The sequence below is a fragment of the Vescimonas sp. genome, from assembly GCF_057856985.1.
Genome location: NZ_DBLZXX010000024.1, coordinates 1 through 24,570, shown reverse-complemented (window position 1 = coordinate 24,570; position 24,570 = coordinate 1). Strand labels below are relative to the sequence as shown.

At 62.3% G+C, this 24,570-nt stretch carries 25 protein-coding genes and 1 pseudogene; 21 read left to right on the top strand and 5 right to left on the bottom strand.

Features of this window, described 5'->3' with window-relative positions; all coding sequences use genetic code 11:
• Positions 1–141, top strand: a pseudogene (locus ACZM22_RS10180) (acryloyl-CoA reductase electron transfer subunit beta); the annotation flags it as partial.
• A 226-nt stretch (positions 142–367) separates the two neighbouring features.
• Positions 368–574: a hypothetical protein gene (locus tag ACZM22_RS10175; protein ID WP_483268126.1), complete on the top strand. Its 207-nt coding sequence runs from the start codon at positions 368–370 to the stop codon at positions 572–574.
• A 116-nt stretch (positions 575–690) separates the two neighbouring features.
• On the opposite strand, the gene ACZM22_RS10170 is transcribed toward ACZM22_RS10175, so the two are convergent.
• Positions 691–1,290, bottom strand: coding sequence for a TIGR01440 family protein (locus ACZM22_RS10170; RefSeq protein WP_483268127.1), 600 nt, complete (start codon positions 1,288–1,290; stop codon positions 691–693).
• A gap of 73 nt (positions 1,291–1,363) precedes the next feature.
• Positions 1,364–1,873, bottom strand: a complete 510-nt coding sequence (locus ACZM22_RS10165) for an ECF transporter S component (RefSeq protein WP_489543976.1) — start codon at positions 1,871–1,873, stop codon at positions 1,364–1,366.
• Positions 1,874–2,011: 138 nt separating this feature from the next.
• Here ACZM22_RS10165 and pdxR point away from each other — a divergent pair, with 138 nt between their 5' ends.
• Together pdxR and ACZM22_RS10155 are read left to right on the top strand one after the other, a co-directional pair.
• The gene (gene pdxR / locus ACZM22_RS10160) at positions 2,012–3,415 is read left to right on the top strand and encodes a MocR-like pyridoxine biosynthesis transcription factor PdxR (RefSeq protein ID WP_489543975.1); all 1,404 of its coding nucleotides are present in this window, start codon (positions 2,012–2,014) and stop codon (positions 3,413–3,415) included.
• Positions 3,408–3,911, top strand: a complete 504-nt coding sequence (locus ACZM22_RS10155; protein ID WP_483268130.1) for a GreA/GreB family elongation factor — start codon at positions 3,408–3,410, stop codon at positions 3,909–3,911. The genes pdxR and ACZM22_RS10155 overlap by 8 nt, the downstream gene beginning before the upstream one ends.
• A gap of 38 nt (positions 3,912–3,949) precedes the next feature.
• Here ACZM22_RS10155 and ACZM22_RS10150 read toward each other — a convergent pair whose 3' ends face one another.
• The gene (locus ACZM22_RS10150; RefSeq protein ID WP_489543974.1) at positions 3,950–4,576 is read right to left on the bottom strand and encodes an HAD family hydrolase; all 627 of its coding nucleotides are present in this window, start codon (positions 4,574–4,576) and stop codon (positions 3,950–3,952) included.
• A 209-nt stretch (positions 4,577–4,785) separates the two neighbouring features.
• On the opposite strand from ACZM22_RS10150, the gene ACZM22_RS10145 reads away from it, so the two are divergent.
• The 3 genes from ACZM22_RS10145 to ACZM22_RS10135 are packed head-to-tail and all read left to right on the top strand — an operon-like array spanning position 4,786 to position 7,876.
• Positions 4,786–5,451 carry a dTMP kinase gene (locus ACZM22_RS10145; protein WP_489543973.1) on the top strand — a complete coding sequence of 222 codons (666 nt, stop codon included), beginning with the start codon at positions 4,786–4,788 and terminating at the stop codon, positions 5,449–5,451.
• A 23-nt stretch (positions 5,452–5,474) separates the two neighbouring features.
• Positions 5,475–6,659, top strand: coding sequence for an endolytic transglycosylase MltG (gene mltG / locus ACZM22_RS10140; protein ID WP_489543972.1), 1,185 nt, complete (start codon positions 5,475–5,477; stop codon positions 6,657–6,659).
• Complete coding sequence (locus tag ACZM22_RS10135; protein WP_489543971.1) at positions 6,659–7,876, top strand: peptidase U32 family protein; 1,218 nt, start codon at positions 6,659–6,661, stop codon at positions 7,874–7,876. Before mltG ends, ACZM22_RS10135 begins: the two co-directional genes overlap by 1 nt.
• Positions 7,877–7,926: 50 nt before the next feature.
• Here ACZM22_RS10135 and ACZM22_RS10130 read toward each other — a convergent pair whose 3' ends face one another.
• Entirely contained in the window at positions 7,927–8,649 is a 723-nt protein-coding gene (locus ACZM22_RS10130; RefSeq protein ID WP_489543970.1) for a YoaK family protein, read from the bottom strand.
• A gap of 404 nt (positions 8,650–9,053) precedes the next feature.
• On the opposite strand from ACZM22_RS10130, the gene ACZM22_RS10125 reads away from it, so the two are divergent.
• The 3 genes from ACZM22_RS10125 to ACZM22_RS10115 all read left to right on the top strand — a co-directional run bounded on the left by ACZM22_RS10125 (position 9,054) and on the right by ACZM22_RS10115 (position 12,796).
• Positions 9,054–9,710 carry a CatA-like O-acetyltransferase gene (locus ACZM22_RS10125; protein WP_489543969.1) on the top strand — a complete coding sequence of 219 codons (657 nt, stop codon included), beginning with the start codon at positions 9,054–9,056 and terminating at the stop codon, positions 9,708–9,710.
• 20 nt (positions 9,711–9,730) lie between these two features.
• Positions 9,731–12,379: an alanine--tRNA ligase gene (gene alaS, locus ACZM22_RS10120; RefSeq protein ID WP_489543968.1), complete on the top strand. Its 2,649-nt coding sequence runs from the start codon at positions 9,731–9,733 to the stop codon at positions 12,377–12,379.
• Positions 12,380–12,454: 75 nt separating this feature from the next.
• The gene (locus ACZM22_RS10115) at positions 12,455–12,796 is read left to right on the top strand and encodes a histidine triad nucleotide-binding protein (RefSeq protein ID WP_483268138.1); all 342 of its coding nucleotides are present in this window, start codon (positions 12,455–12,457) and stop codon (positions 12,794–12,796) included.
• 64 nt (positions 12,797–12,860) lie between these two features.
• On the opposite strand, the gene ACZM22_RS10110 is transcribed toward ACZM22_RS10115, so the two are convergent.
• On the bottom strand, positions 12,861–13,322 hold the full coding sequence (locus ACZM22_RS10110) for a DUF3592 domain-containing protein (RefSeq protein ID WP_489543967.1): 462 nt from the start codon (positions 13,320–13,322) through the stop codon (positions 12,861–12,863).
• Between the two features lie 204 nt (positions 13,323–13,526).
• Between ACZM22_RS10110 and ACZM22_RS10105 the strand changes: the two genes are divergently transcribed.
• From ACZM22_RS10105 to ACZM22_RS10055, 11 genes are all read left to right on the top strand, one after another.
• A complete protein-coding gene (locus ACZM22_RS10105) occupies positions 13,527–14,720 on the top strand; it encodes an Mbeg1-like protein (RefSeq protein ID WP_489543966.1) in 1,194 nt (397 codons plus the stop codon).
• A 114-nt stretch (positions 14,721–14,834) separates the two neighbouring features.
• A complete protein-coding gene (locus ACZM22_RS10100) occupies positions 14,835–15,698 on the top strand; it encodes a class I SAM-dependent methyltransferase (protein ID WP_484438037.1) in 864 nt (287 codons plus the stop codon).
• A gap of 22 nt (positions 15,699–15,720) precedes the next feature.
• Positions 15,721–16,581, top strand: coding sequence for an energy-coupling factor transporter ATPase (locus ACZM22_RS10095; protein WP_483268142.1), 861 nt, complete (start codon positions 15,721–15,723; stop codon positions 16,579–16,581).
• A gap of 2 nt (positions 16,582–16,583) precedes the next feature.
• On the top strand, positions 16,584–17,450 hold the full coding sequence (locus ACZM22_RS10090; protein WP_484425053.1) for an energy-coupling factor transporter ATPase: 867 nt from the start codon (positions 16,584–16,586) through the stop codon (positions 17,448–17,450).
• A complete protein-coding gene (locus ACZM22_RS10085) occupies positions 17,444–18,250 on the top strand; it encodes an energy-coupling factor transporter transmembrane component T family protein (protein WP_489543965.1) in 807 nt (268 codons plus the stop codon). Before ACZM22_RS10090 ends, ACZM22_RS10085 begins: the two co-directional genes overlap by 7 nt.
• 16 nt (positions 18,251–18,266) lie before the next feature.
• Entirely contained in the window at positions 18,267–19,022 is a 756-nt protein-coding gene (gene truA, locus ACZM22_RS10080) for a tRNA pseudouridine(38-40) synthase TruA (RefSeq protein ID WP_489543964.1), read from the top strand.
• Complete coding sequence (locus ACZM22_RS10075; protein ID WP_489543963.1) at positions 19,015–20,205, top strand: DUF5711 family protein; 1,191 nt, start codon at positions 19,015–19,017, stop codon at positions 20,203–20,205. The genes truA and ACZM22_RS10075 overlap by 8 nt, the downstream gene beginning before the upstream one ends.
• A 15-nt stretch (positions 20,206–20,220) precedes the next feature.
• On the top strand, positions 20,221–20,883 hold the full coding sequence (locus ACZM22_RS10070; RefSeq protein ID WP_483268147.1) for a CvpA family protein: 663 nt from the start codon (positions 20,221–20,223) through the stop codon (positions 20,881–20,883).
• Positions 20,884–20,950: 67 nt separating this feature from the next.
• Positions 20,951–23,293 (top strand): ATP-dependent Clp protease ATP-binding subunit, encoded by a 2,343-nt coding sequence (locus ACZM22_RS10065; RefSeq protein WP_489543962.1) that lies wholly within the window; start codon positions 20,951–20,953, stop codon positions 23,291–23,293.
• A 9-nt stretch (positions 23,294–23,302) separates the two neighbouring features.
• Positions 23,303–23,512 (top strand): hypothetical protein, encoded by a 210-nt coding sequence (locus tag ACZM22_RS10060; protein ID WP_483268149.1) that lies wholly within the window; start codon positions 23,303–23,305, stop codon positions 23,510–23,512.
• A 45-nt stretch (positions 23,513–23,557) separates the two neighbouring features.
• Positions 23,558–24,385, top strand: coding sequence for a 4Fe-4S binding protein (locus tag ACZM22_RS10055; protein WP_484425048.1), 828 nt, complete (start codon positions 23,558–23,560; stop codon positions 24,383–24,385).
• The last annotated feature ends 185 nt before the right edge of the window (positions 24,386–24,570 follow it).

Below are 24,570 nucleotides of genomic sequence, written 5' to 3'. Positions count from 1 at the left end.
GATTCCGAGTGCATCATCGCCGTGAACAAGAACGACACCGCTCCCATCTTCGAGGTGGCTGACTACGGTATCGTCGGCGATCTGTTCAAGGTCGTTCCCGAACTGATCGAGTCCATCAAGGCTGCTAAGGCCGCGAAGTAACTCTTTTTCCTGATACCCAGCAAAGACCTCCGCCGTACAGGCGGAGGTCTTTGCTTATATCGGAGCGGGCGTCAACCGTTCCATTTTTCCGAAAACGGCGGAGTGCAAACAGCCTGCCGGAACGCCTGACGTAGAGATAGATATTTACTGTCTGCGGGATAGCATTTACCGCCTTGACGCAAGGGCGGTTTTTCGGTATACTGTCCCAAACGGGAGGAGGGATTTCATGGGCTTCGTGGCTTTGATCGGACTGTACTTCGTGCCGCTGCTGTGCCTGTTGTGCGCGGCATGGTCCTACGTCCGCTACAAAAACGAGCACGAGGACAAGGAAATGGCGGAGAAGGACCACAAGCGGGTGCGCGTCCTGCTGATCGCAGCGGCGGTATCACTGGTGGTATTTCTGGCGCTGAAATTCATGTTCCCTGTGACATAAGCGAAAAAGGCTCTGACCAAGCGGTCAGAGCCTTTTTGGTTCACGATTGTCCCCGTGGAGGAACGCGTTTTTCCTGCTTATGCCTGCACCGGACGGCTTCTGCCGCGCGGCGGCGCTCAGAACTCGGGATAGCCGTTCTTCAGGGACTCGTCGTACACGGCGCGGTCACCGCCGATGAACTTGGGCCGCACCCGCGCCGCCAGCAGGATGGCATCGCCGATGTGGTCCTGGGGCAGACGCACCGGCACCGCCACTTTTTTCAGGTGCATGCCGATCAGCGTGCCGCCGATGTCCAGACCGGCGTCGGCCCTGATCTCCTCCAGCGCCACGGGATGCCGGAACGCCTGGTACGCGGCGGTGGCGAAGGAGCTGCCCGCCTTGGGCTGGGGCACCACGTTGACAATTTCGGCGTTGGGCACGGCCTCGTGCTCCACGATGATGGCGCGGTTCAGATGCTCGCAGCACTGGGCGGCGATATAGACGCCCATGGGCCCGAACACGCTGTTCAGCCCCTCGAAGATGGCGGCGGCGACCTCCGGTGTGGACCAGCTGCCCACCTTTTTGCCCACCACCTCGCTGGTGCTGCATCCTACCACCACGATCTGGCCCTTATGGAGCCGGGCCGCCTCGGCCAGCTGGGCTGCCGCATTGGCCGCCTCCTGCCGCACCTGTTCATGCAGATCCTTCTGCTCCAGCTCATGCACAATACCTGCCATAAAAAAACACCCCGTTCATATACAGATTAAAAGAGATATGGCGAGCCGAAAAACCGGCTCGCCATATAGTATATCACACACTGACCTTTTCTTCAAGATGGGTACGGCGGGCCACCTGCAGCAGCAGGAAGCCGGCGATGAGACCCACGGCGCCCTGCACCAGATTGCCGGGGACACTGGCCGCAGCGCCGATGCCCTTACCCAGCAGCAGTGCGGCGTAGCCGAAGTAGCCGGCCACCATGATGATCTCACTGACGAGGCCGCTGATCAGAGCGCCCACGGAGCTCTTGCCGAAGGCCTTGAAGATCAGGGCGCCTACCAGCGCCATCAGACCCTTAATGATCAGGGTGCCGGGGGCGTAGTGGCCGTAGCCCAGCACCAGGTCCGCCAGCATGGAACCAATGCCGCCGGCCGCACCGCCCCACCAGGGACCCAGCAGCCATCCGCTCAGCAGCACGAAGCAGTCGCCCAGATTCACGAAGCCGTTCATGGGAGAGGGGATCTGCACCACCATCGTGGCCACGCAGGCCAGTGCCGCCAGCACGGCGGCCATTACCATCGTTCTGATTTTCTTGTCGGACATGGTCTTGCACCTCACAAAATTTGTTCCGCGCCGGACCAAAAAGTCCTTGCAATCGCGGTATAGCTGTATTATAGTTGAAACTGGTATTATTAAAATATCCATTTTGATTTTTCTTGTTAATACCAGATGGAGGATGATATGCTGACCTATCCACTGACAAAGACCGGCGGCGTCAGCCTGTACGAGCAGCTGTACCGCCGCATCAAGGACGATATTCTCACCGGGCGGCTGGCGGCGGCGGAGAAGCTGCCGTCCAAGCGGGCGCTGGCGGCCCATCTGGAGGTCAGTGTCATCACGGTGAAAAACGCCTACGAGCAGCTGATGGCCGAGGGGTACATCTACGGCATGGAGAAGCGGGGGTACTACGTCAGCCCTGTCCAGCGTCCGCTGGCGGCCCAACGGGCTGCATCACCCGCCGCAGCGCCTGCGCCGCAGAGCTGGGAGATGGACCTGGTGACAAACTCCATCGCGGCGGAGGACTTTCCCTTTACCGTCTGGGCGCGGCTGATGCGCCAGACCATCTTAGAGGAGGGCACCGGCCTGCTCCACGCCATGCCGCCCCAGGGCGCGCCGGAGCTGCGCACCGCCATCGCCGCCTATCTCCGGCAGTTTCGGGGTATGGCGGTGGACGCGGAGCAGATCATCATCGGCGCCGGTACGGAGCAGCTGTACAGCATGCTGGTGCAGCTGCTGGGCCGCGGGAAACGCTACGCCGCCGAGGACCCGGGGTACAGCAAGATCGTCCGCATCTACCGCAGCAACCAGGCGGAGGTGGTGTCCATCCCGCTGGACAGCGCGGGGCTGTCGGTGACGGCATTGGAACGCGCCCACGCTGATGTGGTACACATCTCGCCCAGCCACCACTATCCCACGGGTATTGTCATGCCCATCGCCCGCCGTCAGGAGCTGCTGCACTGGGCGGAGCAGGGGACGGACCGATACATTCTGGAGGACGACTACGACAGCGAGTTCCGCTTTGTGGGCCGCCCCATCCCCACATTGTTCTCCGTGGACGAGGGTGGGCGCGTTGTCTATCTGAACACATTTTCCAAGACCATCGCGCCGTCCATCCGCATCAGCTATATGGTGCTGCCGCAGCGGCTGCTCCCTGCCTTTCGGGAGAAGCTGGGGTTCTATTCCAGCACCGTCTCCGGTTTCGAGCAGTACACGCTGGCTCGCTTTATGGCGGAGGGGTACTACGAAAAGCACTTGAACCGCATGCGCAAGCGCTATCACCAGAAGCGGGATGCGGTGATCGCCTGTATCCGCGGCGGCCCGTTGGCCCCGCGAGCCCGTATCACCGAGGAGGACGCGGGACTGCACTTCCTGATGACGCTGGATACGTCCCTGTCCGACACGGCACTGCGCCGCATGGCGGAGCAGCGAGGGCTGCGTCTGGCTATGCTGTCGGAGTATTACAGCGATCACGACGCCGCGCCGCCCCATGTGCTGGTGGTGAACTACTCCGGCGTGGAACTGGAAAAACTGCCCCGGGCGCTGGCGCGTCTGGCGGAGATATTGGAGGAACATGACCATGAATGATGAACTGACCCGCAGCGACATACAGAAGATGCAGGAGGAGATCGACTACCGTGTGCAGGTGCTGCGTCCCAAACTGATCGAGGACGTGCAGACGGCGAGGGCCTTCGGCGACCTCAGCGAGAATTTCGAGTACAAATGCGCCAAGCAGGACAAAAACCGCAACGACGCCCGCATCCGCTATCTCCAGCGGATGATCAGGACCGCCCACGTCATTGAGGACCGCTCCTCTGCCGACACGGCGGGGCTGTACGACACGGTGGAGATTTTTATGGAGAACCTGGGCAGGAGCCGGAAGATCCAGCTGGTCACCACCCTGCGGCAGGACGCCCTGAAGGGCCTTATCAGCAAAGAATCGCCGGTGGGCCGCGCCGTCATGGGCGCGAAGGTGGGCGACCGCGTCCATGTGGACATGGGCGGCGGCAAGGGCTATTACGTCCGCATCGACGGCATCGAGAAGGGGAAGGACGATGGCTCCATCCCCATCGGCAGCTTCTGAAAAAGAGAGAGACGGGACGCATCGCGTCCCGTCTCTCTTTACAGCAGTTCATCAAAGGACCGGATGTACCGGTCGCACACGGCCCGCATTTCCGGCTCCGTACCGGCGAAGAAGGGGTCGAACACGCCCACGGCGCGCATACCGGCAGCGCGGGCCCCGCGGCATGCCTCCACCGAGTCATCGTACAGCGTGCAGTCCTCCGGCTTTACGCGCATCATCTCTGCCGACAGGCGCCACAGCTGGGGGTCCTTTTTCTCACGGTGCAGCTCCTGGGCAAAGATGATGCGTTCAAAATACGGCGTCAGACCCAGGTGGTCCAGCGCGGTGCGGCAGTGTACCGGCACGGCGCTGGTGACCACGATCATGCGTTCTCCGGCGGAGCGCAGCTTTTCCAGATATTCCCGCACGCCGGGCTTTACCGGCACAGACGTGCCGTACAGATCGCCGGCCATGTCCATCCACTCCGCCATGATGGCCTCCTCCGACTCCGGAAGATGGCAAAACTCCTTGGTGAACCTGGCGGCCAGCGGGAAGATGGTGTGGGCTACGCCCTCGTAGTATTCTTTGGTGTAGGGCAGGCCCCGCTTGGCCAGGAACGCGGTGTCCACATCCTTCCAGATGCCGTTGGAGTCGATGAGGGTGCCGTCCATGTCGAAAATCTGCATATGCGTCTCCTTTTTCGGGATAGGTCTGTAAAATTTTCTGTCCGATGGTATCATAGCACAGGGCGGGCCCGCGTGTAAATGGGCGGGCCGCCGAAATTCCGGCGAAAAGGGCGGGGACGGCCCTTTCTGTCTACGATATGGACAAACGGGGAAAACTGTGGTACAATACCCCGTATTATGGGCGGCTGTGCCCAGAGGAGGAGAGCGGTATGGGGAAACTCATCGTATTTGAGGGGACGGACGGCTCCGGCAAGGCCACCCAGTCGGCGCTGCTATGTCAGGAGCTGGAAAAACGGGGCATCGCGTTCCGCAAGCTGGAATTTCCCCGCTATCAGGAGGAGTCCTCCGCGCTGATCCGGCTGTATCTGGGCGGCGCTTTCGGCAACGACCCCGACGATGTCAACGCCTATGCCGCGTCCACGTTTTACTCCGTGGACCGCTACGCCTCCTATAAGCAGGACTGGGGCGGGTTCTACGAAGCCGGCGGGCTGCTGATCGCGGATCGCTATACCACCAGCAACGCCGTCCATCAGACCGGCAAGCTGCCGCCGGAGAAGCGGGACGCCTTCCTGGACTGGCTGTTCGACTTCGAGTACCATCTGCTGGGGCTGCCGGAGCCTACCCGCGTGCTGTATCTGGACATGCCCGTCGAGGCCACGGAGCAGATGATGCGCCTGCGGGAGGAGGCTACCCATACCAAGGCCGATATTCACGAGAAGGACGAGGCGTACCTCCGCCGCTGCCGCGAAAACGCCGCCTATGTGGTGGCACGGTGCGGCTGGACGCGGATCGACTGCGCAAAGGATGGCGCGCCCCGCTTGATCAATGACATTCACCGCGAAGTGATGGCGTGTGTGGCCGACCTCATCGGCTGACCCGCCGGAAAGGAGATTTTTCTATGTCCAATTATGACAGACGCGACAGACAGGACGAGACGGCCATGTGGGACGCCGGTGAGGTCCGTCGTCAGGAGTCCGCCCAGCAGCAGCGCCGCGGCGATGAAAAGCGCCGCAGTGCCCGCCGCCGCACCGGCACCGCCATCTATCTGGTGTGCGTGGTGCTGGGCTCGTGCCTGCTGGCAGGTATCGGCTGGCTGATGATCAACGACCTGTGCTCCCTGAACAAGGCCCCTGTGGAGGTGGAGATCACCGTGGAGGAGGGCGACAGCGTGTCCGATGTGGCCAAAAAGCTGAAGGACGCGGGACTGGTGAATTCCAAGGGATTTTTCCAGCTGGCCAGCGGCTTCCTGCATTACAGCCGCTACGTGGAGCCGGGCACCTATAAGCTCAACAGCGACATGGACTTCCGCGCCCTCATCGTGAACATGCACGACTGGAAGCAGGATTCCATGGATGCGCAGGGACTGGTGCAGGTCACCATCCCCGAGGGCTACACCGTCCGGCAGATCATCGACCTGCTGGCGGAGAAGGGCGTGGCCACCAAGGCTGAACTGGAGGACGCCTGCGCGAACTTTGATTTCGAGAACTATTCCTTCCTGTCCTCCGACACGCTGGGCAGCATCGACCGCATGGAGGGCTTCCTGTTCCCCACCACCTACACCTTCGACAAGAACAAGACGGCGGTGTTCGCGGTAGATACCATGCTGACCATGTTCAAAAACGAGATCAGCCAGCAGATGCTGGAGGATATCAAGAATTCTCCCTACGACCTGAAGCAGATCATTACCATGGCCTCCATCATCGAGAAGGAATCCATCGGCGATGATACCGAGCGCAAGAATATCAGCTCCGTCATCCACAACCGTCTGGAGCGGCCCAATAGTGAGAAGGGCGGCCGCCTGCTGCAGCTGTGCTCCTCCATCAACTATATCATGGTCCACGACGACATCAGCAAGTTCGATACCACCATCGAGAGTCCCTACAATACCTATATCCACGAGGGGCTGACCCCTGGGCCCATCTGCAATCCGGGCCTCAGCGCCATCAAGGCCGCCATCTACCCGGCGGATACGGACTATTACTTCTTCGCGCTGGGCACCGATGACAAGAGCCACTTCTTCACCGACTACAACGAGCATCTCCGCTTCATCAACAGTGCGGAGTACCAGCCCATCTACTCCTGATGCGGAAGCCGGAGCTGCTGTCCCCCGCAGGGGACTGGGAAAAACTGCGGATGGCCGTGCTCTATGGCGCGGACGCCGTCTATCTGGCGGGTACGTCCTTCGGCATGCGTTCCTTCGCGGGCAACTTCTCCGATGAGGAGCTGCCCCGGGCGGTGCGCTTCGCCCATGAGCACGGCGTGAAGGTCCACGCTACGGTAAACACCATGCCCCGCTGGGACGAGGCGGAGCAGCTGCCTGCCCATCTGGAAAAGCTGGATGCGGCGGGGGTGGACGCCCTGATCCTGGCGGATCTGGGGGCATTCACACTGGCGGGAAAGTACGCACCCCGCTGTCAGCGCCACATCAGCACCCAGCAATCCGTGGCAAACCACGTCTGCGCGCAGGCGTGGTACGATCTGGGAGCATCGCGGGTGGTGCTGGCCCGGGAGGTGAGCCTGACGGAGATCGCCGCCATCCGGCAGCGGGTCTCTCCACAGCTGGAGCTGGAGGCGTTCTGCCACGGCGCCATGTGTGTCAGCTACTCCGGCCGGTGCCTGCTGAGCAACTATATGACCGGCCGCGACTCCAACCGCGGACAGTGTGCCCAGCCCTGCCGCTATCAGTACGCGCTGATGGAGGAGAAGCGCCCCGGCGAGTACTTCCCGGTATTCGAGGATGAAAAGGGCACCTACATCATGAACAGCCGCGACATGTGCATGATCGACCATCTGGAGGATCTCATGGCTGCGGGTGTGGACTGCCTGAAGATCGAGGGCCGCGCCAAGTCGGCGTACTACGCCGCCATCGTCACCGGCGCGTACCGCCACTGTCTGGACGCTGTGGCCGCCGGAGAGCCGCTGGACCCCGTCTGGCGGGACGAGGTGGAGCACATCAGCCACCGCCACTACTCCACCGGGTTCTTCTACGGTCAGCCTGGCCAGTATTACGAGGATGCCCGCTATCTGCGGGACTGGCAGATCTGCGCTGTGGTGACGGACTGCACGCCGGACGGCGTAGCCACCATGAGTCTGCGCAACAAGTTTGCCGCCGGTGACACGGTGGAGATCGTGGGGCCGGACACCAAGCCCTTTACCATCACCGTCCCCGCCATGCGCGGGCCGGAGGGGGAGGTGCTGCTGGAGCCGAAAACACCACAGATGACCTTCACCATGGAGCTGCCGCAGGCCGTGCCGCCTATGAGCTTTATTCGCCATGCGGTAGAGCTGAGCGGGAAATAACGTACATAAAAAGGACGTCTGCCCATGGGCGGACGTCCTTTTTAACGTATTCACATATTGGAGGAGGGCTGGGCCGCGGTATCCGCGCCCGCATCCTCCGGAATGGAGGCGGCCTCCTCGTGACGCCGCTCGCATACCGCCAGAAAATATCCCCACGCCACCAGCGGCAGCACCGCCAGCGAGCCTCTGGTGAACCACCACTTCACCGCGCAGAACGCCCACGACGCGCCGACGTGGAAGCACCCCAGCGTGGCCAGATAGAACCACATCTTCCGCAGGTGCGCCCGGTCGTGGTCGCACAGGTATTCCGCCAGCGCCAGCGAGGACTGCTTGGTGTTATTGGTAGAGAAGATGGTGGCGCTGTAAAAGCCGCGGGCGCCGGCAAAGCTGCTCCACTGGAAGCTCATGGCGAAGAACACGGGATACAGTGCGATCACCGTGTTCAGCTGCGGCGGCAGGAGAGCCAGCACCACCGCCGCCACCGCCGTGACGATGGGGGAGAGATAGTGCGTGTCCGCACCGCACCAGTGGGGCAGCAGCACCGTCAGCATGGTGCCCAGCACGTAGAGCGCCAGCGCGCCCAGATGCTGCAGCATGTCCGGCAGCTGCCATCGCAGCAGGTCGATGACCATCTCCAGGAGGTTCATGGTCTGGGCGTTGCCCATGACGCCGCTGTGTACCAGCACGGCATATGCGCCGAAGAAGCCGCCCACCGTGCAGAACGCCAAATGGCGGTAAAAGTCAATGTGGTCGTTTTCCGACAGCCTTTTCATAAAAACGCCGCCTTTCTCGCAAATATTCCGGCTCTCCAGTATACCAGACGGCGCGGGAAAGACAAGGGCGAAATCGCATAAATCGAAAAAATCCGCGGATTTCCTGTTGACAACGGCGCGGTACGTGGTACAATAACAGCATCTTTGATGACAAAGGCGATGACGAAGAAGAAACGCCGCGGCCGCCGCCAAGCGAGACGGGGAGGGTGAGAGCCCGTCGGGACCGGCGCAGCGTGGAGCCGCTTCTGAGCCTGCCGCGATGAGCGGCACGCTTCGTCCCCGTTACCGGACGGCTGAGAGGGCGGGTTTTCCGCCGAATCAGGGTGGTACCGTGAAGCAGCGCTTCGCCCCTGTGTGTACGCAGGGCGCGGGGCGCATTTATTTTTTCCGGAGGTGGTCAGCCTATGGGATACCGCGTGGTGGACATGTCCGCCGATCCCCGCTGCGGCCAGTTTGCATATTTCCGCCGTATGACATTTCCCTTCGCCGGTATCACGGCAGAGGTGGACATCACGGACCTGATGGCCGCACGGAACGGACGCCCCTTCTTTTTGAGTATGCTGTACGCCGTGACCCGCGCCGTCAACGCCGTGCCCCAGCTGCGCCGCCGCATCACGGAGGACGGTGCAGTGGTGGAGTACGACTGGTGCGCCCCGTCCTACACTGCCATGAAGCCCGACGGCGTCTACGTCTACTGCACGGTGGAGGGCGACCTGCCCTACGACGAATTCGTGCGGCTGGGCCAGAGCCGCCAGCGGGAGGTGTTGGAGCGCGGTACCCTGACGGAGGACGGCGACATACGGGGCATGATCTTCGTGTCCAGCGTCCCGTGGCTCCACTACACCCAGCTCCAGCATCCGGCGGAGAGCCCCGATGACAGCAACCCCCGCATCAGCTGGGGCAAGTACGTCACCGTCAACGGCCGTACCACGCTGCCGGTGTCCCTGTTCGTCAACCACGCGCTGGCCGACGGCCTCCATATCGCCAGATTTTTTCAGGGGCTGGAGACGGAACTGGCCGCCCTGTGCGCACAATGGAAAGCAGAACAAATAAATTTATAATACAAAAGGAGACGAAAAAGATGAGCCATCCCTATCACGGCCTGAACGAGCTGCGGGAGCTGTTCCTGAAGTTCTTCGAGACCAAAGGCCACCTGCGCCTGCCCAGCTTTTCGCTGGTACCCCAGAACGACAAATCCATCCTGCTGATCAACGCCGGCATGACCCCCATGAAGCCCTGGTTCAAGGGCGAGGAGGAGCCGCCCCGCCGCCGCGTCTGCACCTGTCAGAAGTGCATCCGTACCGGCGACATTGAGAACGTGGGCAAGACCGCCCGTCACGGCACCTATTTTGAGATGCTGGGCAACTTCTCCTTCGGCGACTACTTCAAGCACGAGGCCATCGCCTGGAGCTGGGAGTTCCTGACCAGTCCCGAGTGGGTGGGCCTGGAGGCCGACCGCCTGTATCCCTCCGTCTATGAGAGCGATGACGAGGCGTGGAACATTTGGCACGATGAGATCGGCATCCCCGCCGAGAAGATCTTCCGCTTCGGCAAGGAGGACAACTTCTGGGAGCACGGCTCCGGCCCCTGCGGCCCCTGCTCCGAGATCTACTATGACCGCGGCCCCGAGTACGGCTGCGGCAAGCCGGACTGCACCGTGGGCTGCGACTGCGACCGCTATATTGAGATCTGGAACAACGTGTTCAGTCAGTTCGACAACGACGGCCACAACAACTATACCGAGCTGAAGCAGAAGAACATCGACACCGGCATGGGTCTGGAGCGTCTGGCCTGCGTGTGCCAGAACGTGGATAGCCTGTTTGACGTGGACACCGTCATGAACATCACCAACAAGGTGTCCGAGCTTACCGGCGCCCACTACGGCGAGAGCTACAAGCGGGACGTGAGCCTGCGCGTCATCACCGACCACATCCGCTCCGCCACGTTCATGATCTGCGACGGCATCCTGCCCAGCAATGAGGGCCGCGGCTACGTGCTGCGCCGCCTGCTGCGCCGCGCCGCCCGCCACGGCAAGCTGCTGGGCGTCAACGAGCCGTTCCTGTATCAGGTGGTGGATACCGTGGTACACGAGAACGAGTGCCAGTACCCCGACCTGCGGGAGAAACAGAGCTACATCACCAAGGTCATCCGCACCGAGGAGGAGAACTTCGCCCGCACCATCGACGGCGGCATGCGCATCTACGGCGAGATGCTGGCGGCCCACAAGGAGAAGGGGGAGACGGTGTTCTCCGGCAGCGACGCCTTCAAGCTGTATGATACCTTCGGCTTCCCCATCGACCTGACGGCGGAGATGGCGGCCGAGGAGGGCATGACCGTGGACGAGACCGCCTTCCAGACCCTGATGACCGAGCAGAAGGAGCGCGCCCGCGAGGCCCGCAAGGCCATGGGCGACCTGGGCTGGGCCGGTGTGGAGTTCGGCAAGGACATGCCCGCCACTGTGTTCGCCGGTTACGAGTATGACAGGCTGGATGACGCCAAAGTGCTGGCCATCGTGACCGACGGCCAGCTGGTGGAGGAGATCGTCAGCGGCATGGACGCCATCGTGGTGCTGGATCAGACTCCGTTCTACGCTGAGATGGGCGGCCAGGTGGCCGACCACGGCGTCATCACCGCCGACGGTGTGGAGTTTGTGGTCACGGATGTCCAGAAGAACAAGGGCGGCAAATACATGCACTACGGCAAGCTGCTGCGGGGCGCCCTCCATGTGGGCGACAACGTTTCCCCCGCCATCGATACGGAGCGCCGCAGCGCCGTCCGCCGTGCCCACACGGCCACCCATCTGCTGGATGCCGCGCTGAAGAAGGTGCTGGGCGACCACGTTCATCAGGCCGGTTCTCTGGTGGAGCCGGACCGCCTGCGCTTCGACTTCACCCACTTTGAGGCCATCGCCCCCGAGCAGCTGCTGGAGGTAGAGGATCTGGTGAACGACGCGGTGCTGGACGGCCTGTCCGTCGTCACCGAGGAGCTGCCGCTGGCGGAGGCCAAGGCCCGCGGCGCCGTGGCTACCTTCGGCGAGAAGTACGGCGAGACGGTGCGCGTCGTGACCATGGGCGATTTCTCCATGGAGCTGTGCGGCGGCACCCATCTGGACAATACCGCCAAGACAGGTATGTTCCGCATCAAGTCCGAGAGCAGCGTGGCCTCCGGCGTCCGCCGCATTGAGGCCACCACCGGCAAGGTGTCTCTGGAGGAGACCCGCCATGGCCGCACCACCCTGCTGAAGGCCGCCCAGTTCTTCAAGACCGCTCCCGGCAGCATTCTGGAGCGTATGGAGCAGCAGGCCAACGAGATGAAGGAGCTGCGTCAGGCTGTGGAGAAGTTCAAGGCCGAGGCGTCTCTGGGCGAGGCCAAGCAGGTCATGGCGTCCGCCAAGGCCGTGGGCGGTCTGCACATCATCACCGGCACCCGTCAGGGTCTGGATGCCAACGCCCTGCGTACCATGGGCGACTTCCTGCGGGACAAGGACCCCGCCGTGGTGGCGGTGCTTGCCAGCATCACCGGCGAGAAGGTCAGCTTCCTGGCGGTCTGCGGCAAGGAGGCTGTTGCCAAGGGCATCAAGGCCGGCGAGCTGGTGAAGTCCGTGTCCGCTGTATGCGGCGGCAAGGGCGGCGGCAAGCCGGACAGCGCCATGGGCGGCGGCACCGATCTGCTGAAGGTGGACGATGCGCTGGCGACCGTGGACGATTTTGTGTCCTCCAAGCTGGGCTGAGAAAACAAGAACACCGCCGTCCCGCTCCATCGGGGACGGGACGACGTGAAAAAAACCATCGAAAGGAGACAGACCATGAAGAACGATTGCCTGTTCTGCGCCATCATCGACGGCGAGATCCCCAGCAACAAGGTTTATGAGGACGAGCAGTGCTACGCTTTCTACGACATCGACCCCCAGGCGCCCACCCATTTTCTGGTGGTACCCAAGGAGCATATCTGCTGTGCCAACGCCATTACGGCGGACAACAGCGGCGTGGTGGCCCACTGCTTCGAGGTCATCGTGAAGATCTGCAAGGAGCTGGGCGTGGAGAGCTACCGCATCGTCAACAACTGCGGCGATCAGGCGGGGCAGACCGTCAAGCACCTGCACTTCCATGTGCTGGCCGGCCGCGACATGACGTGGCCCCCGGGCTAAGCCAGCGGCGCACAGCAAAAAAGAGGAGCGGTCCTGTGGACCGCTCCTCTTTTTTGCAATGTACTCAGGAAAAGTAAAGCTCTCCCGTAAAGGACCAATAGGCAAAAAACAGCAGGAACGCCGCAAAGGCGAAGAAGAAAAATCCGCCCAAGATCGGTTTTCTGGGCCTGTTCTCCGTGATGCAGGAGGGATCAGCGGGATCATAGTAGCCCGTGACCTGCCGCCCCATATCGCGGCTGGAGACGCACTGACGGCTGGCATACCGGTACGTTTTGCCGTCTACCGTGTACTCGTAGGTGGGCTGGTACACCGTTTCCCGCCGCAGCTCGCGGCCGCCGTCATCCCGATCCTCCCAGGTCTCCAGCACCGATTCATCCAGATGCACCACCGTCATCACCGTGCTGGCGGTGTAGCGCCGCACATCATCCTCGTAGTCCCGCTGGGCCCTCTTCCGCTGCCGGATGCCCAGCCAGACCAGCACCACACCGGCCAGAAGGAATACGATCCCCCACATAATGTTTCCCATATACACCCCTTTCTGCCATACGCCGTATGGCGGACCTTATAAAAGCAGTATATCGTAGAAAACGGCGGAAAGCAATCGCCTTTCTGAAAACACGCAAATAAAGATCCAACAGCAGATTTTAGATAGCCGCGTGCCGCATACCGCTTGTCTCCGCAGGGAAACTATGCTATACTGACATCTCAGACATGAGAACAGGAGGGGCATATGGAAAAGAACGGGACTGTCATGGACTACCTGCGCTGGCGGGGCGATCTGCCCTTCACACGGGACGGCTTCAACGAGGTGGACGATCTGGTGCTGTGCATCATCTCCTATATCAATTTCCGCCGGTTTGACGATCTGAAGACCACCGATCCCGCCCGGGCTGTGGCCCTGCCGGAGGTGGCCGCCCGCCTGACGGAGGAGGACGAGCAGCTGGGCCTGTCGGAGCTGGACTATATCCCTCTGATGCGCTTGGCGGCGGAGACGGAGCGCTTCCGCGAGGTGCGGATGTTTGGCTTCACCCACGAGTACGACGAGGTCAAGGAGATGCAGTTCGATGCTGTGTCCTACCTGCTGCCGGACGATACGCTGCTGGTGTCCTTCATGGGCACCGACACCTCACTGGTGGGCTGGAAGGAAGACTTCAACATGAGCTACCTCTCCGCTGTACCGGCGCAGATCCGCGCCGCGGCCTACACCGAGGAGATAGCCGCCGCCTGCCCTGATCGCGGGCTGCGCATCGGCGGTCACAGCAAGGGCGGCAATCTGGCGGCCTGGGCTGCCATCCACATCCCCGCCCCGCTGCAGGACCGGCTGCTGGCTGCCTACAACAACGACGGCCCCGGTTTTTCTCACGACATGGTGGATTCTGCGGCGTACCGCCGCGTGGCGGACAAGCTCCATACCTATATCCCCGAGTCCTCCATCGTGGGCATCCTGCTGGAGCACGCCGAGGATTACGCCGTCATCGACAGCAGCAACCGCTCCATCATGCAGCACGAGCCCATGTCCTGGAATGTGGAGGGGCCCCGCTTCGTACACCTGGGCCAGCGCTCCCCCATGGGAAAGGTCAGCGACGACCTGCTGCGCCAGTGGATCGGCTCCATGACGCCCCAGGAGCGGGAGCAGTTCACCGACGCCCTGTTCGACATCCTGAGCATGTCCGGCAAGACCCGCACGCTGGAGGATCTCCGGGCCGGCGGGCTGGCCAAGATGGCGGCGCTGCTGAAGCAGTACAACGGCGCGGACGAGAAGGATAAGAAGATCATCACCGAGATATTCCGCCGTCTGGCGGCGGACGTGAAGGGCGAGATGAAGAAGGCCGCCGGTGAGGGCCTGAAAACTGCGGAAAAGGGCCTGAGCGGCGTGAAGAACGTCATTACCGGCCTGACCAAAGGCGATAAGAGCGAGAAATGACCCCGCGCCTCTCCAAAAAACGGAGGGGCGCTTTTCTTTTCCACGGTTGACGGCCACGGCGGAGCGTTGTATAATAAACTGATTTACTATCTCGAACACGGGGGTATGGCCTTTATGTGGATCACAAAGGATTGGCAGGATTACGAGCTGCTGGACTGCGGCGGCGGGGAAAAGCTGGAGCGCTGGGATCAGCAGATACTGGTGCGTCCCGACCCTCAGGCCATCTGGGATACGGATCGCCGCGACCGGCGCTGGAAGACCGCCAACGCCCGCTACTCCCGTTCCTCCACCGGCGGCGGCCACTGGGACAAGGGCAAGCTGCCGGAGAGCTGGCCCATCCGCTATAAGGACTTGACGTTCCAGGTCAAGCCCATGAACTTCAAGCATACCGGTCTCTTTCCGGAGCAGGCCGCCAACTGGGACTTCGCCATGGAGCAGATCCGCACGGCGGGCCGCCCCATTCGGGTGCTGAACCTGTTCGCCTACACCGGCGGCGCCACCGTGGCCTGCGCCAAAGCGGGCGCCAGCGTTTGCCATGTGGACGCGGCAAAGGGCATGGTGGCCTGGGCCAAGGACAACGCACGGCTCAGCGGCCTTGCCGACGCGCCCATCCGCTGGATCGTGGATGACTGCGCCAAATTCGTGGAGCGGGAGATCCGCCGCGGCAAGACGTATGACGCCATCATCATGGACCCGCCCAGCTACGGCCGCGGCCCCTCCGGCGAGGTCTGGAAGCTGGAGGAGAACCTGTACCCCTTTGTCCGCCTGTGCGCCCAGGTGCTGTCGGACAGGCCTTTATTCGTTATCCTCAACAGCTACACCACGGGCCTGGCCCCGTCGGTGCTGGGATATATCCTGCAAATGCTGGTGGGCCGCAAGTTCGGCGGCCATGTGACGTGGGACGAGCTGGGACTGCCCTGCACCGATTCCGGCATGGCGCTGCCCTGCGGCGCTACCGGCCGCTGGTGCGCCGATTGACCAAGAACGGAGATATAACAGAATGTCGACCATGATCGAAACAAAAGACCTGACCTTCACCTATCCCGCGCCGGAGGGGGAGACGAATCCTCCCGCCCTCCGCGGCGTGTCCGTCACGGTGGAGAAGGGCACCTTCGTGGTGGTGCTGGGCCACAACGGCTCCGGCAAATCCACCCTTGCCAAGCACATGAACGCGGTGCTGCTGCCCAGCGGCGGCGCCGTGTACGTGGAGGGTATGGACACCCGCGACGAGTCGCTGCTGCTGGAGATCCGGCGGCGCACCGGTATGGTGTTCCAGAACCCCGATAACCAGATCGTCGCCAACGTGGTGGAGGAGGATGTGGCCTTCGGGCCGGAGAATCTGGGTGTGCCCACGGCGGAGATACGCCGCCGTGTGGACGACGCGCTGGCCGCGGTGGGCATGGAGAAATTCGCCCGCCACGCGCCGCACCTGCTGTCCGGCGGCCAGAAGCAGCGCATCGCCATCGCCGGCGTCATCGCCATGGAGCCGGAGTGCATTGTGCTGGACGAGGCCACGGCTATGCTGGACCCCGCCGGACGCCGTGAGGTGCTGGACACTGTCCACCGCCTGAATCGGGAGCGGGGGATCACCGTGGTGCTCATCACCCACCACATGTCGGAGGCGGAGGACGCCGACCGCGTTATCGTCATGAACGACGGCACCGTGGCCATGGACGGTACACCCTGCCAGGTGTTCTCCCGCGTGGAGGAGCTCCACGCCTTCGGTCTGGCCGCTCCCGACACGGTGGAGCTGCTGTATGAGCTCCGGCAGGCGGGTCTGCCTGTGGCACTGGACAGCCTGACGGTGGACCAGTGCGCCGATACCATTTGCCGCGCGTTGGGCGCAGCGGAAGGGAAGTAACCTTGGAACCGATCTTACAAATAGAGCATCTGACTCACACCTACTCGGCGGGCACGCCCTTTCAGCGCAGCGCCGTGGACGACATGAACCTGTCCATGATGGACGGTGAATTTCTGGGCATTATCGGCCATACCGGCTCCGGTAAGTCCACCCTGATCCAGCATCTCAATGGCCTGCTGAAGCCCACCTCCGGCCGTATCCTGCTGCAGGGGAGGGACATTTGGGCCGACCCCAAGAAGATACGGGACGTGCGGTTCCAGGTGGGACTGGTGTTCCAGTATCCGGAGTACCAGCTTTTTGAAGAAACTGTGTATAAGGACATTGCCTTCGGCCCCAAAAATATGGGCCTGGACGAGGCGGACATCGACCGCCGCGTTCGCGATGCCGCCGCCTTCGTGGGCCTGACGGAGGCCATGCTGGACAAGTCACCCTTCGAGCTGTCCGGCGGACAGAAGCGCCGCGTGGCCATCGCCGGCGTTATCGCCATGGAACCCAAGGTTCTGGTGCTGGACGAGCCCACGGCGGGTCTGGATCCCCGTGGCCGCGACGATATTCTGGCCCGCATTCAGGACTATCATCGGGCGAAAAACGCCTCTGTGGTGCTGGTGAGCCACAGCATGGAGGAGATCGCCCGCAATGTGGACCGCATCGTGGTCCTGTCGGACAGCCATGTGTTCATGGAGGGCACGCCCCGTCAGGTGTTCGCCCGCGCCGATGAGCTGGAGCAGGTGGGCCTGGACATCCCCCAGGTGACCAAGGTGGCGCTGGCACTGCGCCGCCGCGGCCTGCCGGTGGACACGGCAGTCTATACCGTGGAGGCGCTGCGCGATGCGCTGCTCCGGAAGGAAGGAGGCGCTGACGCATGCTGAAGGATATTACACTGGGCCAGTTTTTCCCGGGGAATACCCCTATCCACCGTCTGGACCCCCGCACCAAGCTGCTGTGCGTCATTCTGTACATCGTGGCGCTGTTCAACGCCAAGGGCCCGCTGACCTACGGCATCATGATCGTGGTGCTGGCGGTCTGCATCCTGCTGTCCAAGGTGGAATGGAAGGCCCTGACCCGCGGCCTGAAGCCGGTGTACATTATCGTGGCGTTCACCGCCATCATGAACATGTTTTTCACCACCGGTACGCCGGTGGCGGACGTGTGGCTGCTGCGCCACATCACCTGGCAGGGTATCATCTCCGCTGTGCAGATGGTGCTGCGCATCGTGATGCTCATCATGGGCACGTTCCTCATGACCTATACCACCAGCCCCATTGCCCTCACCGACGGACTGGAGAGCCTGCTGGCCCCCCTGAAGAAGCTGCGCTTTCCGGTGCATGAGCTGGCCATGATGATGTCCATCGCCCTGCGGTTCATCCCCACGCTCATTGAGGAGACGGATAAGATCATGTCCGCCCAGAAGGCCCGCGGCGCGGACTTTGAGACAGGCAATGTGTTCCAGCGAGCCAAGGCACTGGTGCCCATTCTGGTGCCACTGTTCATCAGTGCGTTCCGCCGCGCCGATGAGCTGGCCACCGCCATGGAGTGCCGCTGCTATCACGGCGGCGAGGGCCGCACGGCCCTCCGCGTCCTGCACTACCAAAAGGCGGACTGGCTGAGTCTGGCGGCGTTCGTGGCACTGACCGCCGGTGTTATCGTTCTGAAAAAATTCGGCTTCTGAGAAAGGAGGCGGCGCGGTGCGCAACATCGCCCTTATCTTAATGTATAACGGCGCCGCCTATCACGGCTGGCAGGTGCAGAAAACGGAGATCTCCGTGGCACAGACGCTGGAGCGGGGCCTGAGCATGGTCTGCGGCGAACCGGTGAAGGTCACCGGCTGCGGCCGCACCGATGCCGGTGTCCATGCCGAGCACTACGTGGCCAATTTCCGCACCGATTCCCGCATCCCCGTGGATCGCCTGCCATTCGCCGCCAATACCCATATCCCCGAGGACATCGTGGTGAAGGCGGCCTACGAGGTGGCGGAGGATTTCAACGCCATCGGCTCCTGCATCAAAAAGGAGTACACCTACCGCATCTATAACTCCCGCATCAAGAACCCGTTCTACGTGGATCGGGCCTATTTCTATCCCAAACGGCTGGATGAGGCGGTGATGGACCGCGCTGCCCGCATGTTTGAGGGTACCCACGACTTTGCCGCCGTGCGCAGCGTGGGTACTAACGTCCGCAGCACGGTGCGCACCATCCACTACTGCCGCGTCACCCGCCGCGGTGAGTTGCTGGAGCTGAAGGTCTGCGCCGACGGTTTTTTGTATAATATGGTACGTGCCATTACGGGCACGGTGCTGTATGCGGCGGAGGGCAAGCTGACGCCGGAGGACATCCCTGTCATCCTGGACTCCGGCAACCGCACGCTGGCAGGTCCCACGGCGCCTCCCGGCGGACTGTATCTCACCCGCGTATGGTATGAGGACGAACGACTCAATGGATAAGAGAGAGCAAATGACCTTCACCGGCGGCAACCCCCAGGAGGAACCGCCCCGCCGCGTGGCGAAGAAAAGTAAAAAACGCTTCCTCTGGCTGGCGCTGGTGACGCTGCTGGCGCTGATCGCTGTGGTGCTGTCAGTGCTGTACGACCGCGGGGAGTTCGACGGCCTGCGCCGCCGCCTGCTGTACACCAAGGCCCAGAAGGACGAGAACGGCTGCGCCCAGCTGTACCGTTACGCCAGCGACCAGTCCGGCAGCTTCGCCTCGCTGGACGGCAGCCTTGTCTCCGTATCCATGCACCAGGTATCGGTGCTGGACGAAACGGGCAAGACCGTCTACGAGCAGACGGTGAAGTTCCAATCCCCCGCGCTGGTGCGCGGCGCCTCCCGCGCCGCCGCCTATGACGTGGGCGGCACCTCGGTCTATGTCCTGACTGCCAAGGGCCTGGCCTGCCAGGTGGACACCTCCGGCGAGATACTGGCCGTGGCCCTCAACAAAGACGGCTACCTCACGGTTACCAGCAACGAAAGCGGCTGCAAGGCCGCGGTGCGGGTGTACGACGCCTCCGGCCAGCCGGTGTTCGCCTACCGCTCGGCGGATCGGTTCATTATGACCGCCGCCCTGTCCGACGACAGCCGCACCCTGGCCGCCGTCACCATGGGGCAGAGCAGCGGCGTCTTTACCAGCTACGTGGTGTTCTACCGCATCAACAGCGAGTCGGCCCTGACCACCACTGCTCTCACCGGAAGCCTGATCTACGACCTGATCCCCATGGGCAGCCGGTTCTGCGCCGTGATGGAGGAGCAGCTCTGCTTCCTGGACGACAGCGGGGAGGTCCGCGCCGCGTACAGCTGCGGCAGCGACTATCTGCGCCGCGTGGACTGCGGCGACGGTTACGCCGCGCTGCTGCTGGGCCGCTATCGCAACGGCACCCAGCACCGTCTTGTCACCGTGGACAGCGATGGGCAGGTCATGGCTTCGCTGGACGTGGATGGCGAGGTGCTGAGCATGTCCGCCGCGGGCCGCTACATTGCGGTGCTGTTCAGCGACCGCATGGTCATCTACGACAAGACGCTGGCAGAGTGCGCCCGACTGGACGCCGTCAGCGAGGCGCGCCAAGTGCTGATGCGCGCCGATGGTTCCGCCGTGCTGGCCGGCTCCACCGCCGCCAGCCTGTATCTGCCGTAACGGCAAAGGAGAGCTATGGCTATTTTTGTGGATATTTTTATGGCAGCCTGCCTGCTGCTGGCACTGGTGCTGGGCGTGCGGCAGGGCTTCCTGCAGAGCCTTGCACGTGTGGCCATCATCATCGTGGCCCTGTTGGGCGCGGCGTGGCTGGCCGAGCATCTGGCCGATCCTGCCGCCAAATGGCTGGAGCCCATGCTGACGGAGAAGATCCAGCAGCAGATGGACGGACAGGCCGCTGCCGCAGACGATCCCAGTCTGGCCGCCGCCGGACTTTTGGAGACGTTCGGCTTCTCCGGCGAGGCCCTGGACAAACTGGTAGAGAGCGCCACCGAAAAAGCCCAGGAGGTGGGGCAGACGCTGCTGTCCGCCGTGGTGTCCACGGTACTGCGCTCCGTGGCCTACGCCGTGGTCTATCTGGTGTCGTTCCTGCTGCTGCTCCTCCTGCTGCGGTTGCTGCTGGCGCCGCTGCACCTCTTTACAAAACTGCCCGTGGTCCACGGCATCAACGCCGTGATGGGCGGCGCACTGGGATTGGTGAAAGGCGCGCTGCTGCTGTTTTTCGCCGTCTGGCTGCTGCGCCGTCTCCAGATCTGGATCACGCCTGAGCTTATCAGCCAGACCTACATCCTCCGCTTTTTTGCGGAGCACAGCCCCATGGAGCTGATCACATCCCTTTGATGACCCGTTTGCCCGCGCCGCAGAGCGGCAATACTCATATCACCCCAACGGATAATGGAGGAATACCATGCAGCCTACACTTTGTTCCCGATGCAAGAAAAACGTGGCCGTCGTGTTCATCTCACGTATGAACGAGAAGAACGAGATGGTCAATGAGGGCCTGTGCCTGAAATGTGCCGCCCAGCTGGGCCTGCCCCAGGTGGAGGAGATGATGAAGCGCATGGGCATCACGCCGGAGGACCTGGAAAACATCAACAGTGAGATGATGCAGGCATTCGGCGGCGCGGAGGAGATGAGCGACCTGCCGGAGGACAGCGGTGAGGACGATGAGGAGAGCGGCAAGACCGCCACGTTTCCGTTCCTGAATCGCCTGTTCAGCAACAGCAGCAACCCGCCTGCCGAGCAGCCCCGCGACAACGCCGGGGCCGGTCAGCAGCAGCCTGCCGGCCGCAAAAAGGACCAGAAGCGCAAGTTTCTGGACAATTACTGCATCAACCTGAGCCAGCGTGCCCGTGACGGCAAGCTGGACGCCGTCATTGGCCGCGAACAGGAGATCGAGCGGGTCGTTCAGATTTTGAACCGCCGGCAGAAGAACAACCCCTGCCTCATCGGTGAGCCCGGCGTGGGCAAGACCGCCATCGCTGAGGGACTGGCCCAGCGCATCGTCTCCGGCGATGTGCCCTTCAAGCTGCGCCAGAAGGAGGTCTATCTGCTGGACCTTACGGCACTGGTGGCAGGCACCCAGTTCCGCGGTCAGTTTGAAAGCCGCATGAAGGGGCTGATCGAGGAGATCCGCAAGGCGGGCAACATCATCCTCGTTATCGACGAGGTCCACAACATCGTGGGCGCCGGCGATGCCGAGGGCAGCATGAACGCCGCCAACATCCTGAAGCCCGCCCTGAGCCGCGGCGAAATTCAGGTCATCGGCGCCACCACCTTCAACGAGTACCGCAAGCACATCGAAAAGGATACCGCGCTGGAGCGCCGCTTCCAGCCTGTCACCGTAAATGAGCCGAATATCGAGGATACACTGAAGATTTTGCAGGGCATCGCTCACTACTACGAGCAGTTCCACGGGGTGGCCATCCCTCAGGGCGTGCTGCGCCAGGCGGTGCTGCTGTCGGAGCGGTACATTACCGACCGCTACCTGCCGGACAAGGCCATCGACCTCATCGACGAGGCGTGCTCCGATAAGAATCTCCACGACCCGGACATCAACCGCCGCATGGAGCTGGAGCGCGAGCTGGAGAACCTCACCTTTGAGCGGGAAAACCTCATGTCCGCTCAGCCTGCCGATGGGCAGGAGTTTACCCAGGAAGAGCTGGATCGCCGCTACGAGCGCATCGCCGAGCTGCGCAGCCAGGAGCTGCGTGTCACCGATGAGCTCAACGCCATCCGTGCCAAGGGTACGCCCCAGCTGACCATGGACAACATCGCCCGCGTCATCGAGATGTGGACGAAGATACCGGCCAGCAAGATCAAGGAGGAAGAATTCAAGCGTCTGGCGGAGCTGGACCAGCGCCTCCGTGCCCATGTGGTGGGGCAGGACGAGGCCATCGCCGCCGTGTCCGCCGCGATCCGCCGCAACCGTGTGGGTATTTCACCCAAGCACAAGCCGGTGAGCTTCATCTTCGTGGGACCCACCGGCGTGGGTAAGACGGAGCTGGTGAAGCAGCTGGCGGACGACCTGTTCAACGCGCCGGAGTCCCTGATCCGCCTGGATATGTCCGAGTTTATGGAGAAGCACTCCGTCTCCCGCATCGTGGGATCGCCCCCAGGCTATGTGGGCTATGACGAGGCGGGCCAGCTGACGGAGAAGATCCGCCGCAAGCCTTACTCCGTGGTGCTGTTCGATGAGATCGAGAAGGCACACCCCGACGTGCTTAATGTCCTGCTGCAGATCCTGGACGACGGCCAGATCACCGACGCCCACGGCCGTAAGGTGAACTTCGAAAATACGATCATCGTCATGACCAGCAACGCCGGTTCCGACACCAAGTCCGCCGGTGCGGTGGGCTTCGGCGGCAGCGCCGATGACCAGGGGAAGGAGCGCACGATGAAGGCACTGCGGGACTTCCTGCGCCCCGAGTTCCTGAACCGCGTGGACGAGATCATCTGTTTCAACCACCTGTCCAAGGAGAATTTTGCCGGTATCGCCCGCATTATGCTGGAGGAGCTGCGCAAGTCCCTGAGCGACAAGGGCTATACCTTCCACTACGACGATGCGCTGGTGGACTACCTGGTGGAGAAGTCCTACTCCATGACCTATGGCGCCCGCAACCTGCGCCGCCTGATCCAGAAGGAGCTGGAGGACCCCATGGCTGCCCGTATCATCGACAGCTTTGAGAATCCCATCACCCAGATCAGCGCTACCGCTGCCGATGGCGCGGTGCATCTGTATACGCTGTGAGGTGATACCATGCTGTTTCGGAAAAATATCGATCCCCGCTGCGCCTACTGCGCCAAGGGCAGTCGTATCAACGACGAGCAGGTGGTCTGCGTCAAGCGCGGCGTGGTGCCCGCCTCCGACCACTGCGGCGCATTCAGCTACGATCCCCTGAAGCGGGTGCCGCCCCGTCCAATGAAGCTGGACGCCACACGGCTGACGGAGGACGATTTCAAGCTGTAACTACCTATATAAGTATAAAATAGAAAGCAGAGGGAGGGAATCATCATGCAGCCCCAAAAGGTATGGGCCGTGTATTTCAGCGGCACCGGCACTACGGAAAAGACGGTCCGGCGTATCGCGTCGAGCCTGGCCGCAGCGTTCTCCGCACCGCTGGAGGCGGTAGATTTCACGGCGCCCGCCGTGCGGAAGGAGGCGCTGACCTTCGGCCCCGACGATCTGGTGGTGCTGGGCACGCCCACCTATGCAGGCCGTGTGCCCAACGTCCTCCTGCCCTATCTCACGGAACAGATCCGCGGCGCCGCTACACCGGCGGTACCCGTGGTCCTGTTTGGCAACCGCGATTTCGATGATTCACTGATGGAACTGCGGAATATCATGACCGCCAACGGCTTTGTGCCGGTGGCGGCAGCCGCCTTTGTGGGGGAGCATAGCTTTTCCCGCACACTGGGGGCAGGCCGTCCTAACGCGGCAGATCTGGCGGAGATGGACAATTTTGCCCGTGCCGCGGCCCAGAAGATCGGCGGCCTTGCTGCGCTGCCTGCTGTGCCAGTAGCCGTGGCAGGGCAGGAGCCCATCCGGCCCTATTATACGCCCCGCGACCGCCACGGTGCGCCCATCAACATTCTGAAGGTCAAGCCCAAGACAGACATGGCTCTCTGCGGCGGCTGCGGCCTGTGCGCCGCCCGATGTCCCATGGGCAGCATCGATCCCGCCGATGTGTCGCAGGTCAAGGGGATCTGTATCAAGTGCTGCGCCTGCGTCAAAGGCTGTCCCTCTGGTGCCAAGTATTTTGATGATGCGGGATATCTCTACCACCAGCACGAATTGGAAGAAATTTACGCCCGCCCTGCCCGGAATGCCCTGTTTTTATAACTTCTTCATCATGAACTGCGGCGCCCCCACTTTGGGCGGGAAACATCGCCATCGGCGCAGCAAAAGCGGCGTCTGCCATAAGTGCGCCTTATGACAGACGCCGCTTCATATGAACGAAGGGAAAAGTGAAAAAAGGGGTTGCAAAGTAGGGAGAGGTGTGGTAATCTAACCAAGCTGTCCGCGAG

What these genes read in the sequence shown, in the direction of transcription:
- ACZM22_RS10175 (WP_483268126.1), top strand. Translation starts at nt 368, where the DNA reads ATGGGCTTCGTGGCTTTGATCGGACTGTACTTCGTGCCGCTGCTGTGC.
- ACZM22_RS10170 (WP_483268127.1), bottom strand. Translation starts at nt 1,290, where the DNA reads ATGGCAGGTATTGTGCATGAGCTGGAGCAGAAGGATCTGCATGAACAG.
- ACZM22_RS10165 (WP_489543976.1), bottom strand. Translation starts at nt 1,873, where the DNA reads ATGTCCGACAAGAAAATCAGAACGATGGTAATGGCCGCCGTGCTGGCG.
- pdxR (WP_489543975.1), top strand. Translation starts at nt 2,012, where the DNA reads ATGCTGACCTATCCACTGACAAAGACCGGCGGCGTCAGCCTGTACGAG.
- ACZM22_RS10155 (WP_483268130.1), top strand. Translation starts at nt 3,408, where the DNA reads ATGAATGATGAACTGACCCGCAGCGACATACAGAAGATGCAGGAGGAG.
- ACZM22_RS10150 (WP_489543974.1), bottom strand. Translation starts at nt 4,576, where the DNA reads ATGCAGATTTTCGACATGGACGGCACCCTCATCGACTCCAACGGCATC.
- ACZM22_RS10145 (WP_489543973.1), top strand. Translation starts at nt 4,786, where the DNA reads ATGGGGAAACTCATCGTATTTGAGGGGACGGACGGCTCCGGCAAGGCC.
- mltG (WP_489543972.1), top strand. Translation starts at nt 5,475, where the DNA reads ATGTCCAATTATGACAGACGCGACAGACAGGACGAGACGGCCATGTGG.
- ACZM22_RS10135 (WP_489543971.1), top strand. Translation starts at nt 6,659, where the DNA reads ATGCGGAAGCCGGAGCTGCTGTCCCCCGCAGGGGACTGGGAAAAACTG.
- ACZM22_RS10130 (WP_489543970.1), bottom strand. Translation starts at nt 8,649, where the DNA reads ATGAAAAGGCTGTCGGAAAACGACCACATTGACTTTTACCGCCATTTG.
- ACZM22_RS10125 (WP_489543969.1), top strand. Translation starts at nt 9,054, where the DNA reads ATGGGATACCGCGTGGTGGACATGTCCGCCGATCCCCGCTGCGGCCAG.
- alaS (WP_489543968.1), top strand. Translation starts at nt 9,731, where the DNA reads ATGAGCCATCCCTATCACGGCCTGAACGAGCTGCGGGAGCTGTTCCTG.
- ACZM22_RS10115 (WP_483268138.1), top strand. Translation starts at nt 12,455, where the DNA reads ATGAAGAACGATTGCCTGTTCTGCGCCATCATCGACGGCGAGATCCCC.
- ACZM22_RS10110 (WP_489543967.1), bottom strand. Translation starts at nt 13,322, where the DNA reads ATGGGAAACATTATGTGGGGGATCGTATTCCTTCTGGCCGGTGTGGTG.
- ACZM22_RS10105 (WP_489543966.1), top strand. Translation starts at nt 13,527, where the DNA reads ATGGAAAAGAACGGGACTGTCATGGACTACCTGCGCTGGCGGGGCGAT.
- ACZM22_RS10100 (WP_484438037.1), top strand. Translation starts at nt 14,835, where the DNA reads ATGTGGATCACAAAGGATTGGCAGGATTACGAGCTGCTGGACTGCGGC.
- ACZM22_RS10095 (WP_483268142.1), top strand. Translation starts at nt 15,721, where the DNA reads ATGTCGACCATGATCGAAACAAAAGACCTGACCTTCACCTATCCCGCG.
- ACZM22_RS10085 (WP_489543965.1), top strand. Translation starts at nt 17,444, where the DNA reads ATGCTGAAGGATATTACACTGGGCCAGTTTTTCCCGGGGAATACCCCT.
- ACZM22_RS10075 (WP_489543963.1), top strand. Translation starts at nt 19,015, where the DNA reads ATGGATAAGAGAGAGCAAATGACCTTCACCGGCGGCAACCCCCAGGAG.
- ACZM22_RS10070 (WP_483268147.1), top strand. Translation starts at nt 20,221, where the DNA reads ATGGCTATTTTTGTGGATATTTTTATGGCAGCCTGCCTGCTGCTGGCA.
- ACZM22_RS10065 (WP_489543962.1), top strand. Translation starts at nt 20,951, where the DNA reads ATGCAGCCTACACTTTGTTCCCGATGCAAGAAAAACGTGGCCGTCGTG.
- ACZM22_RS10060 (WP_483268149.1), top strand. Translation starts at nt 23,303, where the DNA reads ATGCTGTTTCGGAAAAATATCGATCCCCGCTGCGCCTACTGCGCCAAG.
- ACZM22_RS10055 (WP_484425048.1), top strand. Translation starts at nt 23,558, where the DNA reads ATGCAGCCCCAAAAGGTATGGGCCGTGTATTTCAGCGGCACCGGCACT.